The sequence below is a fragment of the Tistrella mobilis KA081020-065 genome (assembly GCF_000264455.2).
In the GTDB taxonomy this organism is placed as follows: Bacteria; Pseudomonadota; Alphaproteobacteria; order Tistrellales; family Tistrellaceae; genus Tistrella; species Tistrella mobilis.
Genome location: NC_017966.1, coordinates 533,391 through 546,879, shown reverse-complemented (window position 1 = coordinate 546,879; position 13,489 = coordinate 533,391). Strand labels below are relative to the sequence as shown.

The window sequence follows — 13,489 nt, the reverse complement described above, 5'->3', positions numbered from 1 at the left end:
TGATCAGTCCTCTGCGGGCGTCAGTTTGTCCAGACCGTCGAACACCTCCCCGAATACCGCACGGACCCGTTCATCGTCTACCACGACCTCGTTGCCGTGCAGTCGCTCAAGGGCGGCAAAACCCCGGTTCCAATGGATGGCCCATGGCTGATGCGGGGCATCCGGCTCGGCGAGATCGAAGCTGAATTCGGCTGTCGCGCCAGCCTCGACTTCATCGTAAAGGCACTCACCGAACAGATCCCATGACGCCTGCCGAAGCGCATCCACATAGGCGACACTGCCGATCTCGGGCACCAGGCCGGCCACGATCTGCAGGCGGTCCCGGATATCCTTAACCACGCCTGCGCGCTTCCAGTGCTCGAACAGGATCCGGTACCCGGTCCAGGTCTGTGCGCCGTGGATGGCGAACAGGCAGACAAGATGCGCCCCAAGATCCGTGACGACGGCAGAGGCGGTCTCGTCGATGCCGGAGCGGCTGTCGATCAGAACGACATCGGGCGTGTAGTGCGCCTCCAGGGCGTTGATCAGGCGGTTGAGCCGGCGGGGCCAGGGTTCCGTGGCGCGGTCGGCCGTGACCCTGGGCATCCAGACCCGCCCGAGTTTCAGCAGGTAATCTCCCGGTTCGGCACCATGAGCGGGTACCACGCGGATATCGCCCAGCTCCGACAGGTCGCTCACGGCGGCCATGTGTTCGATCATCTCGTCGGCATTGCCGACAAGATCCTCCACCATCCAGTCGGTTACGCCGTAGCGGGGGCACCGATCATCCGGCAGAAGGGAGGAGGACAAACCCGGACTTTCGAGGTCGAGATCGACGACCATCACCTTGCGGCCGCGCTGGGAGAGATGCCGGGCGCAGGCGGCAAGAGCCGTAGAACGGCCGACGCCGCCCTTGATCGAAAAGAACACGATCCGACGCGCGGCACCGCTGGAAGGCTCTTCGACAGTGGCCCAGCGGGTTCCGGTCGCCAACCGGTCGACGATTCGGTATTCGGGCAGATCCTCGGCAAGCGGGCGAGAGAGCCCCGAGGCCGCAACGGCGGCGAGATCCGGCTCATACAGAATGAGCGAGCCTTCATGGGCGACATGTGTGCCCAGTCGTTTCCGCATATCGGCGGCGAGTGCGTCCAGAAGCGCTCGCCGGGTATCATCCGCGAGACAGTCTTCCTGAGCGATGATTCGCACGCGCCCGTTCAGATCTCGGTTGATCAGTAACGAACCAAGGGGCGCCAGGACCTCGCGGTGTGCTCGTAGCAGAGAGATAAGTTGTGGCTCGATGTCGTCGAACGTGATCATCAAAGCAACCCCTCTCGCCTTGCGGTCTTGACGAGGTCGCGAACCTCGCGGGCGCCTGCGGCATGCGCATCCACGCGGTCTTGGGTGAAGGCCGATTCCACAGCATATCGCTGTGATGCTCGCCAGTCGTTGAACGCGTTGTCATTGACCAGTATATAGCTGGCTGCATTAGGGCAAGTACTGCCCGACCGATAGGTTTCGTATCGTTCGGCCAGCTGATCGACATGTTTCCAGTCTCCGCGGTCGGCTGGTTCACCGTCATGCACGGACATGCCGAAACTCTGCATCAATGCCTTCAGGCCGCATTCGGCGCTGAAGCCGTACAAATGATCGGCATTCGCGAGGCGGCCATTTTCCCGCAATGTTTCCGCATCGTTCCAGTGGCGATCATGGGCATTGCCGAAATCAATCGTCATGATGGCGGTGGACTGATTGACCATGAGGGGCGATATCCCGGCGCGTTCTGATCCTGCCCCTTATCTACCATGGCCTGTGGTCCGTCACCAATGCCCTGCGATGCCCGATCAATGGCTGAACATCCACGGCCGCTTCGCCGGAAAGGTCTTCATGGCCGGCTTCTCTGCCACGGCGGAGAAGCCCTTCGAGCCGCCGCCATGGCTGCAGCCGGGGCCGCAGACATGGGAGCTGCGGCGGGGTTCGTGCGAGGCGCGTTCATTGGTCGCGTGGGCGGCGAGTGCCGCTTTCGACAGACCGGCGAGGCGCGGGGCCGAGATGCGGCGCGGCGCGGCGGTGCCGCAGGCGGGGCAGGGGCTGGGGCGTGCGGCATCGGACATCGGCCGGAAGGCGTCGAATTCGGTGGCGCAGGCCGGGCAGGCGTAATCATAGAGCGGCATGGAGGCGTCTCCGGTCGTTCGGGGCGTGGGGCACCGGCCGGCGACAGGCCGGCCGGTGCCGGGTGGGATCAGGCCTTGTCCTTCCAGAAGGCGATCGGCAGTTCGGCGCCCTCCACGCCCTTGAAGGGCCCGGATGCCGTGGGCGAGATGTCGAAATCGAAGATTTCGGTCGGCAGGAACAGGGTGGCGCAGGCATTGGGCACGTCGACCACGCCCGAAATCTTGCCTTCGACCGGGGCGGTGCCCAGGATCGAATAGGCCTGGCCGCGCGAATAGCCGAATTTGGTCAGGTATTCGATCGCGTTCAGGCAGGCCTGGCGATAGGCGATGTGGACGTCGAGATAATGCTGTTTGCCAGCCTCGTCGACCGAGATGCCTTCGAAGATCAGATAATCGTTATAGGTCGGCTTGATCGGGCTCGGCTTGAAGATCGGGTTCCTGATCCCGTATTTCGCACAGCCGCCCTTGATCAGATCGACCTTCAGATGCGCCCAGCCCGGCATCTCGATCGCGCCGCAGAAGGTGATCTCGCCGTCGCCCTGGCTGAAATGCAGATCGCCCATCGACAGGCCGGCGCCGTCGACATAGACCGGGAAATAGATCTTGCAGCCGCGCGACAGATCCTTGATGTCGCAATTGCCGCCATGTTCGCGCGGCGGCACGGTGCGGGCACCGGTCGCGGCCGCGGTTTCAGCCGCCGAGCCCTTCAGCCGGCCCATATGGGCAGTGGGCGCATAGGGCAGGTTGGCGAGACCGGGCACGCGGCCTGGATCGGTGTCGAACAGGGCCTTTTCGCGGGTGTTCCAGGTGTCGAGCAGATCCTGTGAGGGCAGGCAGCCGATCAGACCCGGATGGATCAGCCCGGCGAAGCGCACGCCCGGAATGTGGCGCGACTTCGCGAACAACCCTTCGAAATCCCAGATCGACTTGCGGGCATCGGGGAAGTGCTCGGTGAGAAAGCCACCGCCATTCTCCTTGGCGAAGACGCCGTTGAAGCCCCAGCGTGCGCCGTCGAGCGTGCCGATGTCGAGGATTTCGACCACCAGCAGGTCGCCAGGCTCGGCCCCCTTCACACCCACCGGCCCCGACAGGAAATGGACCTGGCTGAGGTCGACGTCGCGGATATCGGCCGCGTCGTCGTCATTTTTGATCTGGCCGCCGGTCCAGTCATAGCACTCCAGGATGAAGTCCTCGCCGGGCTTCACCCAGGCGATCATCGGAATATCCGGGTGCCAGCGGTTGTGGACGTTCTCGTTCTCATAGGCCGAAGACGAAAGGTCCACCTTGACGAGCGTTTCAGTCATGCGGCGCTCCGTTTCTGATCGGATTGCGGGACGAAAAAAGCGGGAAGACGGGTGGTCGGGGCTTGACGGGGCGGTGGCCGGTTCCGGCCACCGAAGCCGCCATTGAGGCGGCGGCCAAGGGCGCGGATGCGCCCGCCCGGCGAGGGACTAACAGACTCCCGCCATTGAGGCGGCGGCCAAGGGCGCGGATGCGCCCGCTTGGGCAGAGGGGCTAACAGAGTCCCGCCATTGAGGCGGCGGCCAAGGCCACGGCAGTGGCCGCCCGGCGAGGGACACACTCAAACCGAGAGATAGGCTGAAATGCGGGCCTCGTTGACGTCGGCGCGGCGGTCCTCGTGGACCAGGCGGCCGTTTTCGATCACCAGGAAGCGGTCGGCGACGTCGAGCGCGAAGCTCAACACCTGTTCCGAGACCAGGATGGTGAGGTTCATCATGTCGCGGATCTCGCGCAGCGACCGCGCCATGTCCTTGATGATCGAGGGCTGGATGCCTTCGGTCGGCTCGTCGAGCAGCAGCACCCGGGGTTCGGCGACCAGCGCGCGGGCGATGGCGAGCTGCTGCTGCTGGCCGCCCGAGAGATTGCCGCCGCGGCGGCGGCGCATCTCGTGCAGCACCGGGAACAGGCTGTAGATATCATCGGGAATGTGGCGCCGCCCGCGGGCGACCAGGCCGGTGCGGATGTTTTCTTCCACCGTCAGGGTCGGAAAAATCATCCGGCCCTGAGGCACGAAGGCCAGGCCTTCGCGCACCCGCTGATGGGGCTCGGTGCCGACCAGCTCGGCCTCTCCCAGCCGGATCCGGCCGCCGCGTGCCGGCAGGATGCCGATCAGGGATTTCATCAGCGTGGTCTTGCCCATGCCGTTGCGGCCCATCACGGCGACGATCTCGGCCTTTGCGGCGCTAAGACTCAGGCCGTGGAGTACTTCCGACTGGCCATAGGCGACGGTGAGGTCATCGACGGTCAACATGGCGGATCTCCCTCGGGCAATTCATGCACATGTGCGGTTATAGTACGAGCGATCCGGATCGCGTGACGCGCGATCAATGCCCGAGATAGACCTCGATGACCTTCGGGTCGGACTGCACCTTGTCGATGTCGCCCTCCGACAGGATCCGCCCCTGATGGAGCACGGTCACCTTGTGGGCGATGTCCTTGACGAAGTTCATGTCGTGCTCGATGACGATCACCGACCGGCCGCGGGTAATGCGGTTGAGCAGATCGGCGGTCTTGGTGCGTTCGGCGACGCTCATCCCCGCCACCGGCTCGTCCAGCATCAGCAGGGCCGGGTCCTGGATCAGCAGCATGCCGATCTCCAGCCACTGTTTCTGGCCATGGGCCAGCTCGTCGCCGCGGCGGGTGAGCTGATCGGCCAGAAAGATCTCTTCCGCGATCCGGGTCACCCGCTCCACCACCGCCCGGTCGCGCCGGAAGCCCAGCGCCTTGAAGACATGGCGGGTGCCGGGGATGGAGAGTTCCAGGTTCTCGAAGACGGTCAGATCCTCGTAGATCGACGGGGTCTGGAACTTGCGGCCGACGCCGGCCCGGACGATTTCGTGCTCGGACATCTTCGTCAGTTCCCGACCCTCGAACCGGATCGAGCCGGCGGTCGCCCGGGTCTTGCCGCAGATCAGGTCGAGCACCGTGGTCTTGCCGGCACCGTTGGGGCCGATGATCACGCGGATCTCGTCGCGGTCGACATAGAAAGAGAGGTCATCGACCGCCTTGAACCCGTCGAAGGAGACGGTGAGACCTTCGACCGCGAGCAGGAAGTCGTTGTTGGTGGCGGAGACGCCGACGATCGTGGTGGCTGCGGCTGCATTCATCGATCGGGTCTCCTTCACTCGCCCGGCGCCGGTGCGGCGGGGCCCGCGGGGGCGGTGGGGCTGCGGCGGGTGAGCGCGCGGTCGATCAGCGGCTGAACATATTGCTGCCAGAGGCCGGCCAGCCCCGTGGGGAAGGCCACGACCACGCCGATGAACAGGGCGCCCATGGCGAAGAGCCAGAGTTCTGGGAAGCTTTCCGAGAAGCTGGTCTTGGCGTAGTTGACGATCAGCGCGCCATAGGCGGCCCCCAGCAGCGACAGCCGGCCGCCGAGCGCACAGAACACCACCATTTCGATCGACGGCACGATGCCCACGAAACTGGGCGACATGAAGCCGACCTGCAGGGTGAACATGGCCCCGCCGATGCCCGAGAAGGCGGCGGCGATGCAGAAGACGAAGGTCTTGTAGGCGGCGACGTCGTAGCCGGTGAAGCGGACCCGGTCTTCCTTGTCGCGCAGCGCCACCAGGATGCGGCCGATCTTGCCGTTCTTGATGAACTGCGCCGCCAGGATGACCAGGATCAGCAGCCCGCCATTGACGTAATAGAGGATGTACTTCGCGGCATCGGTGCGGATGTCCCAGCCGAGCAGGGTGCGCAGGTCGGTGATGCCGTTGATGCCGCCGGTCAGCCCCTGCTGGCCGATGATCAGGATGGTGAGGATAGAGGCGACCGCCTGGGTGATGATCGCGAAATAGACCCCGCCCACCCGCCGCCGGAACAGCATGGCCCCCAGGAAGAAGGCGAAGATGGTCGGCACGGCCACGACCGCGAGGATGGTGAATGCCAGGTTGTGGAAGGGCTCCCAGAACCAGGGCAGGGTCGTCAGCTGGTTCCAGTCCATGAAATCCGGGATGCCGGGGGTGGACTGGATGGCGGTGGCTTCGGGCGACGAGGCTTCGAGCTTCAGGAACATGGCCATGGCATAGCCGCCGAGGCCGAAGAACACCCCCTGGCCCAGCGACAGCACCCCGCCCAGCCCCCAGCACAGCACCAGGCCCACCGCCACGAAGGCGTAGGTGAGGTATTTGCCGATGTTGTTGAGCCGGAAGAGGTCGAGGCCGAGCGGCAGCACGACCAGGATGAGCACGGCGAAGAGCAGGATCCCGATCATGTCCCGCTTCGTGCCGAGCATGAGCGCCAGGCGCGAGGGGGTGGGGATGGCGGCGGGGGAGGCGGTCCGGGTCACGGCATCGGTCATCGTCTCAGCCCTTCCGCACTTTGAGGACGAACAGCCCCTGCGGCCGGACCAGCAGGATCAGCACCACCACCAGCAGCGTGAACACCTTGGCCATGCTGCCCGAGAGGAAGAATTCCAGCGTCGACTGCGACTGCGAGATGGTGAGCGCCGAGGCGATGGTGCCGAGCAGGCTCTGCGCGCCGCCGAAAACGACGACCAGGAAGGTGTCGACGATGTAGAGCTGGCCCGAGGTCGGGCCGGTGGAGCCGATCATGGTGAAGGCAGAGCCTGCGACGCCGGCGATGCCGCAGCCGAGCGCGAAGGTCATGGCATCGACCCGGCGGCCGTTGATGCCGGCGGCACCCGCCATCACCCGGTTCTGGGTGACCGCGCGCACCTGCAACCCCCATGAGGAGCGGAACATCAGCAGGAAGACGATGCCCGAGATGACCAGCGTCAGCGCCATCACGAACAGGCCGTTGATCGGCACCTCGATCGTGTCGGTGAGCGACATCGCGCCCATCATCCAGTCGGGCAGGGTGACGCCCACCTCGCGGGCGCCGAAGATCGAACGGTAGAGCTGTTGCAGGATCAGCGACACGCCCCAGGTGGCGAGCAGCGTGTCGAGCGGTCGCCGATAGAGATGGCGGATCAGCGCCCATTCCAGCAACAGGCCCAGCGCACCCGCGGCGATGAAGGCCACGATCATGGCCAGGAAGAAATAGCCCCCGAACAGGCCGGGCGCGTAGTCCTGAACCAGATGCGAGGTGAGATAGGTCATGTAGGCGCCGAGGATCATGAATTCGCCATGCGCCATGTTGATGACGCCCATCTGGCCGAAGATGATCGCGAGACCCAGCGCCATCAGCAGGAAGACGGAGAAGAGGATCAGACCGGCGAAGCCCTGCATGGCCAGGATCGAGACCAGCTCTGACGCCGTGTAGCCGTCGAACATGCGACACCTCCCGGACGGACGGCGGCAGCGCCCCGATCGGGGCGGCGCGCGCCGTGGTGGGATGGACAGGAACGGGTGGGGGAGAGCGGGAGGAGGAGAGTGTGAGGGGGGCAGGCGCGGGAGAAAAGGGAGCGGCTTCGGCCGGTTGCGGCGGCAGGCGCGGGCAGGGGGAAGCACTGCCCGCGCCCTGCCGCCGGTCCGCGCTTTACTGATAGCCCTTCGGGAAGGGATCGGGCTCCATCAGCTCTGCGGTCTCGTAGAGCACCTCGAACTGGCCGTCGGGCTTGGCGAGGCCGATGCGGGTTTTGCTCCACAGATGATGGTTCGGGTGGATCTTGACATAGCCTTCGGGCGCGGTGGTCAGCTCGATCCCGGGCGAGGCCTCGCGGACCTTGTCGACGTCGAAGGAACCGGCCTTTTCGACCGCGGCCTTCCACAGCCAGGGGCCCAGATAGGCGGCCTGGGTGACGTCGCCGATCACCATGTCCTGGCCCCACATGTCCTTGAAGGCCTTGACGAACGCCTTGTTGTTCTCGTTGTCGAGCGACTGGAAGTACTTCATCGCCGCATAGGCGCCGGCGATGTTCTCGCCGCCGATGCCGCGGACCTCGTCCTCGGTGACCGAGATGGTCAGCAGGGTCTGCTTGCTGAGGTCGATACCGGCGGCTTTGAGCTGCTTGTAGAAGGCGACGTTGCTGCCGCCGACGATGATGGCGTAGATCACGTCGGGCTTGCGCAGCTTGATCTTGTTGATGACCGAATTGAACTGGGTGTGGCCCAGCGGGAAGTATTCCTCACCCAGAACCTGGGCGCCGTTCATCTCGATATGCTTGCGGGCGATCTTGTTCGAGGTGCGCGGCCAGATATAGTCGGAGCCGAGCAGATAGAACGACTTGGCCCCCTTGTCCTTCATCACCCAGTCGATGCCCGCCAGGATCTGCTGGGTGGCTTCCTGGCCGGTGTAGAACACGTTGGGCGACTGCTCCAGGCCTTCATAGAAGGTCGGGTAGTAGAGCAGGCCGTTTTCCTTTTCGAACACCGGCAGCACCGCCTTGCGGCTGGCCGAGGTCCAGCAGCCGAACACCGCCGCGGTCTTGTCGTTGACCAGCAGCTTGCGGGCCTTCTCGGCGAAGGTCGGCCAGTCGCTGGCGCCGTCTTCCTGAATGATCTTGATCTGCCGGCCCAGGATGCCGCCCGAGGCGTTGATCTGCTCGATGGCGAGCTTTTCCGCCTGAACCGACCCGGTTTCCGAGATCGCCATGGTGCCGGTGACCGAGTGCAGGATGCCGACGGTGACCTCGGTATCGGTGACGGCCAGGCCCGTGGTGTTGACCTCGGCGGTGGCCGGTGCCGCCTGCGCGACGTCGCCGATGCCGGCCATGGCGGCCAGCGAGGTGGTGACGGACACGGCCACCGCGGCCGCCAGCCGCTTCAGGCCGAACCGGGGCGCGTGGCCCGCTGAATGGGTCAGGGTCATGTCCCCTCCTGATCGATGGAGCTTCGGGACACGGCCGCCGGGGGAACGGTCCGCATCGCGCCATCGAATGGTCGGGGATTTGCTGCGCTGCGAAAATACGGCGGGCTGCGTACGTGGGATTACGCAGGTGCGAAAGAAACAGCCGGCAGAGGTCGGTGCCGGCGGATTTGCCTTCCCACCCCGCATCGGCCATAGAATGAGGTGCTGCCCCTTTTCCTGTCGCCCGCCGGATACCCATGCACCGTCTGAAGATCCGCCAGCTGGAGACTTTCCTCGTCTACATGAAGACCGGCTCGGTGACCGAGGCGGCCGACGAGCTGAACACCACCCAGCCCAATGCCAGCAAGACGCTGAAGCAGATCGAGGAAACGGTCGGCGTACCGTTGTTCGTGCGCACCGGCGGCAAGCTGCGGCCCACGCCCGAGGCCGAACTGCTGGCACAGCATGTCGCCCGACTGATGCAGCAGATCGATCTGATCGAAACCTTCGGACGGGCGAATTCGCCGCTGCGCAAGCCGACCCTGCGCATCGCCACCCTCGCGACCTTCGGTATCTCGCTGCTGCCGGGCGCGATCGAGGCCTTCCGGGACGAACATCCGACGCTCCAGATCCAGGTCGACGTGGTCGATGCCGAGAAGATCCATACAATGGTCGCCCAGGGGCTCTATGATTTCGGTTTCGTGCACTATCCGCAGAGGGAAGAGCATCTGACCACACACACCCTGGTCAGTGCCGGGATCGTCTGTCTGGTGCCGCGCAGCCATGCGCTGGCCGGACGGAGACGGATCACGCCGCGCGACCTGGACGGGGTGGCGTTCGTGTCCTATCCGGGAACGCTGGGCCTGGGCGCGGTGATCATGGCCTCGCTGGCGGAGGCGGGCATCTGGATCAATCAGGTGATCGCGACCAACCATAGCCACATCGTGCGCAAATTCGTCGAGATCGGCGACAGGGTCGGCCTGGTCGATCCTTTTTCGGTCTCGTTCCGCGACGGCCGGGAGAGCTTCGAGGTGGTGCCGTTCGAACCGCATGTGCCGATCGCGCTGGGCCTGATCCTGCCCCAGCAGCGGCCGCTCTCGGTGGTTGCAGAGGCTTTCATCGCGCATGTTCAGGCGGTCGCAGCCAGGCAGATCGGCCAGCATCCGGAATCCTGAGGCATCCGGCCCCCTGAAATCTCCAGAACCTTGAGGTCATACAGCTCATTCCAAAATGGATATGACATGGGGGGAAAGATGCATTTGTGGCAGGTCTCTGCCGGGCCTAGGCTCAGGGGGTAGCGCGTCATGCGGCCTGGCCGTGCCGACGCTGGCCTCGCTCAGGGAATGCCGCCCGTGTACAGCCCGAATTCCGATCCACGCGACCTGCCACGTACCGCCTTTACGGCTCGCGCCGGTGCGCCGCTCGACCTTCCGGCCCTGGTCGGTGCGGTGGACGCGGATGTGGCGATCGTGGGCGGTGGGATCACCGGCGCATCCGCGGCGCTGCACGCGGCCGGGGCAGGTGCGTCCGTGGTCGTACTGGAAGCGAATGCCGTCGGCTGGGGAGCCTCGGGCCGCAATGCCGGCCATGTGGCCCCGGCTTCGAAGCTCAGCCTCGACGAGGCGGTGCGGCGCTATGGCCCCCTGCATGGACCACGTTTCAACGAAGCCTGCGAAGCGGGGCCCGATCTGGTGTTCGGCCTGGCGGAGCGGCACGGCTTCGATGCCGGGGTGCGCCGGGGGGGCGTGATCGTCGCCGCCCATTCCCCGGCTGCGGCGGCGGAGCTGTCGGCCCGGGCGGAGGTCATGGCCCGCGAAGGCAAGCCGGTGAGGTTCCTGGATCGCGACGAGGCCGCCCGGCAGATCGGCAGCCGGCTCTATCTGGGCGCTTTCAAGGATGAACGTGGCGGTGCAGTCAACGCCATGGCCTATGTCCGTGGCCTGGTCCGTACCGCCATCGGCTTCGGCGCCAGGGTGTTCGAGGACAGCCGGGCGCTGTCGATCGCGGCCGACGGCCCGCGCTGGATCATCCGTACCGCCCGAGGCCAGGTGACGGCCACCCGGGTGATCCTGTGTACAAATGCCTATGCCGACGACCTCTGGCCGGGACTGCGCCGGACGGTGGTGCCGGCGCGGTCCTACCACTTTGCGACCGAACCACTGTCCGAGGCCGTCGCCCGTAGCGTCCTGCCCGGGGCGGCAGTGATGACCGACCGTCGCCGCCTGCTGATCGGGCTCAGGGTGACCAGCGATCTGCGGATCCATTTCAACGGCTATGGCCCGCCGGTCGGCCATGACACCGGACCCGATCTTGCCCGTAGCGTGGCACGGCTGGAGGAGATCTTTCCCCAGCTGGCGCCGGTCCGGCTGGATCCGGAGATCCGCTGGAGCGGCTGGATGGCGATGAGCCTGGCCGGCACCTGGAAGCTTCACCGTCTGGCGCCGGGCGTGACCGCGGCGCTGGGCTGCAACGGCCGTGGCGTCGCCATGGGCACGACCTTCGGGCGCGACCTTGCCCGCGATGCGCTGGGCGAACCCGAAACCGCGCTGACCATTCCCTTCGAGCCGATGCGGCCGCTGCCCTTCCATGGTCTGAGCCCGTTCGTGGCCGCGCGCTGGGTGGCGGCCAAGGACCGCAAGGACGTCCGCGAGATGGCCGGGCTGCGCCGGAGGGGGCGCTGACCATGGGGGGCGAGAACATGACCGGAAGCTGTGTCGTGATCGGTGCCGGCATCGTCGGGTTGCATGTGGCGCTGGAACTGCAGCGCCGCGGCCGGCAGGTGGTGGTGCTGGATCCCGGGCCGGCAGGCGGGCGGCAATCCGCATCCTATGGTCATGGCGCCTGGATCAATCCGGCATCGGTCATGCCGACCTCGGTCCCGGGATTGTGGAAGAAGGTGCCAGGCTTCCTGATGGATCCGACCGGGCCGTTCTATCTGTCGCCGATGGATCTGCCACGGCTTGCGCCCTGGCTGGTGCGTTTCCTGCTGGCGGGCAGCAGCTGGGAGAAGGTCGAGGCCTGCGCCAGGCGGCGCTACGCCCTCTGCCGCGATGCGATTTCGGACTATGTCCGATGGTCCGAGGCGGCCGGTGTGCCGGAACTGGTCCGGCGCGATGGTCTGGTCACGGTTTTTCGCAGGCGGGAAACCTATCTGGCCGGCAAGGCCGAGGCAGGAATCCGGGCGCGGCTGGGCATCGGGCTGCGCGAGATCGAGGCCGCGGATCTCAGGGCGCGTGAACCCGACCTTGCCGAGGGCTATGGCTTCGCCACCTCGATCGAGGATGGAGCCTGGCTTGCGGACACCGCCGGCTATTGCCAGGCGCTGGCGGCGCTGCTGGTTCGTGGTGGCGGCGAGGTGCTGGCGGCGCGCGCGATCGGCTTTCGGATCGAGGCCGGCCGGCTGGTGGCGGTGGAGGCCGATAACGGACTGATGCCGTGCAGCCATGCGGTGATCGCTGCCGGCATCCGCTCGGATGTCCTTGCCCGCAAACTGGGGGACAGGGTGCCGCTGGCCTCGGAGCGCGGCTATCATGTCCATGTGTCAGGTGCCAGCGTCGGTCCGCGGCATTCGGTCATACTGAGCGACGGCAAGATCGCCGTCTCACCCCAGCCCGGCGGGTTTCGGGCGGCGGGACAGGTGGAGCTGGCGCCCGTCGACAAGGCTCCGGACTGGCGCCGGGCCGATATCGTCCTGCACCATGCCGCGCGTGGCCTGCCGGGGCTCGATACCGGCGCGCCGGAGGTGCGGGTCGATCGCTGGATGGGCCACCGCCCCTCGACCCCCGACGGATTGCCGGTGATCGGCCGCGCCCGACGCTGCGTGCAGGTCCTGTATGCGTTCGGCCATGGTCATGCCGGTCCGTCGATGGCGCCGGCCACGGCACGGCTGGTGGCGGCGCTGGCTGCGGACGAAGTGCCGGCGCTCGATCTCGCACCCTATTCCGCCGGCAGGTTCCGACTCTTCCCCGCGGCCGCCCGGAGGACCCCATGAAGCTTCATCACTCCCCAAGCTCGCCCTTCGCGCGCAAGGTGATGATCGTCGCCCATCTCCTGGGTCTGGCCGATCGTCTGGAACTGATCCGCACGCCGGGCGATCTCACCCGCCGTGACCCCGATTTCCGCCGCATCAATCCGTCGGGCCAGATCCCGGTGCTGATCGCCGACGACGGCACCGTGGTGTTCGACAGCCCGGTGATCTGCGCCTATCTGGACATGGTTGCCGGGGGGGGCGTGATAGGCACCGGCGACGACCTGTGGCGCAATCAGCGCCAGGCCGCACTGGCCGATACCATGGTCGATGCGGCACTTCAGTGCCGTTACGAGACGGCCCTGCGTCCCGAGGCCCTGCGCTGGCCGGCATGGATCGAGGCCTGGCGCAGCAAGATCGTCGACGGCCTCGATTGCCTCGAAACGGAAGCCGAGGGACTTCGCCAGCGGATGGACATCGGCACGATCTCGGTGTTCTGCGCGCTTGCCTATCTGGACTTCCGCCTCGGCGATCTGGCCTGGCGCGACACCCGGCCGGGCCTGGCCGTCTGGTTCGACGCATTTGCAGCACATCCCGCGGTGGCGGCGACCGCCATCGACTGAGCGGCGAGCTTCCCGTTCCTTTCCGATCCGAC

The 13,489-nt window shown here is 66.1% G+C and carries 13 protein-coding genes; 4 read left to right on the top strand and 9 right to left on the bottom strand.

The window, feature by feature from the left end:
* Positions 1 to 3: 3 nt before the first annotated feature.
* From TMO_RS23150 to urtA, 9 genes are all read right to left on the bottom strand, one after another.
* Positions 4 to 1,296: a ParA family protein gene (locus TMO_RS23150; protein WP_041607369.1), complete on the bottom strand. Its 1,293-nt coding sequence runs from the start codon at positions 1,294 to 1,296 to the stop codon at positions 4 to 6.
* Positions 1,296 to 1,736 carry a hypothetical protein gene (locus tag TMO_RS23145; RefSeq protein ID WP_014753239.1) on the bottom strand — a complete coding sequence of 147 codons (441 nt, stop codon included), beginning with the start codon at positions 1,734 to 1,736 and terminating at the stop codon, positions 1,296 to 1,298. The genes TMO_RS23150 and TMO_RS23145 overlap by 1 nt, the downstream gene beginning before the upstream one ends.
* Before the next feature lie 84 nt (positions 1,737 to 1,820).
* Complete coding sequence (locus TMO_RS23140) at positions 1,821 to 2,150, bottom strand: FmdB family zinc ribbon protein (protein WP_014753238.1); 330 nt, start codon at positions 2,148 to 2,150, stop codon at positions 1,821 to 1,823.
* Between the two features lie 68 nt (positions 2,151 to 2,218).
* Positions 2,219 to 3,454 (bottom strand): formamidase, encoded by a 1,236-nt coding sequence (gene fmdA / locus TMO_RS23135; protein WP_014753237.1) that lies wholly within the window; start codon positions 3,452 to 3,454, stop codon positions 2,219 to 2,221.
* 278 nt (positions 3,455 to 3,732) lie between these two features.
* Positions 3,733 to 4,422, bottom strand: a complete 690-nt coding sequence (gene urtE / locus TMO_RS23130; RefSeq protein WP_014753236.1) for an urea ABC transporter ATP-binding subunit UrtE — start codon at positions 4,420 to 4,422, stop codon at positions 3,733 to 3,735.
* 73 nt (positions 4,423 to 4,495) lie between these two features.
* Positions 4,496 to 5,278 carry an urea ABC transporter ATP-binding protein UrtD gene (urtD, locus tag TMO_RS23125; RefSeq protein WP_014753235.1) on the bottom strand — a complete coding sequence of 261 codons (783 nt, stop codon included), beginning with the start codon at positions 5,276 to 5,278 and terminating at the stop codon, positions 4,496 to 4,498.
* Between the two features lie 14 nt (positions 5,279 to 5,292).
* Entirely contained in the window at positions 5,293 to 6,411 is a 1,119-nt protein-coding gene (urtC, locus tag TMO_RS23120) for an urea ABC transporter permease subunit UrtC (protein ID WP_041607533.1), read from the bottom strand.
* Between the two features lie 70 nt (positions 6,412 to 6,481).
* Positions 6,482 to 7,411 (bottom strand): urea ABC transporter permease subunit UrtB, encoded by a 930-nt coding sequence (urtB, locus tag TMO_RS23115; RefSeq protein ID WP_014753233.1) that lies wholly within the window; start codon positions 7,409 to 7,411, stop codon positions 6,482 to 6,484.
* Positions 7,412 to 7,616: 205 nt separating this feature from the next.
* Positions 7,617 to 8,792, bottom strand: coding sequence for an urea ABC transporter substrate-binding protein (urtA, locus tag TMO_RS23110; RefSeq protein ID WP_041607532.1), 1,176 nt, complete (start codon positions 8,790 to 8,792; stop codon positions 7,617 to 7,619).
* Between the two features lie 332 nt (positions 8,793 to 9,124).
* Between urtA and TMO_RS23105 the strand changes: the two genes are divergently transcribed.
* The 4 genes from TMO_RS23105 to TMO_RS23090 all read left to right on the top strand — a co-directional run bounded on the left by TMO_RS23105 (position 9,125) and on the right by TMO_RS23090 (position 13,457).
* Positions 9,125 to 10,042, top strand: coding sequence for a LysR family transcriptional regulator (locus tag TMO_RS23105; RefSeq protein WP_014753231.1), 918 nt, complete (start codon positions 9,125 to 9,127; stop codon positions 10,040 to 10,042).
* Positions 10,043 to 10,219: 177 nt separating this feature from the next.
* The gene (locus TMO_RS23100; protein WP_014753230.1) at positions 10,220 to 11,548 is read left to right on the top strand and encodes an NAD(P)/FAD-dependent oxidoreductase; all 1,329 of its coding nucleotides are present in this window, start codon (positions 10,220 to 10,222) and stop codon (positions 11,546 to 11,548) included.
* A 2-nt stretch (positions 11,549 to 11,550) separates the two neighbouring features.
* Entirely contained in the window at positions 11,551 to 12,858 is a 1,308-nt protein-coding gene (locus TMO_RS23095; protein ID WP_014753229.1) for an NAD(P)/FAD-dependent oxidoreductase, read from the top strand.
* Positions 12,855 to 13,457 carry a glutathione S-transferase family protein gene (locus TMO_RS23090; protein ID WP_014753228.1) on the top strand — a complete coding sequence of 201 codons (603 nt, stop codon included), beginning with the start codon at positions 12,855 to 12,857 and terminating at the stop codon, positions 13,455 to 13,457. The genes TMO_RS23095 and TMO_RS23090 overlap by 4 nt, the downstream gene beginning before the upstream one ends.
* Positions 13,458 to 13,489: the final 32 nt, after the last annotated feature.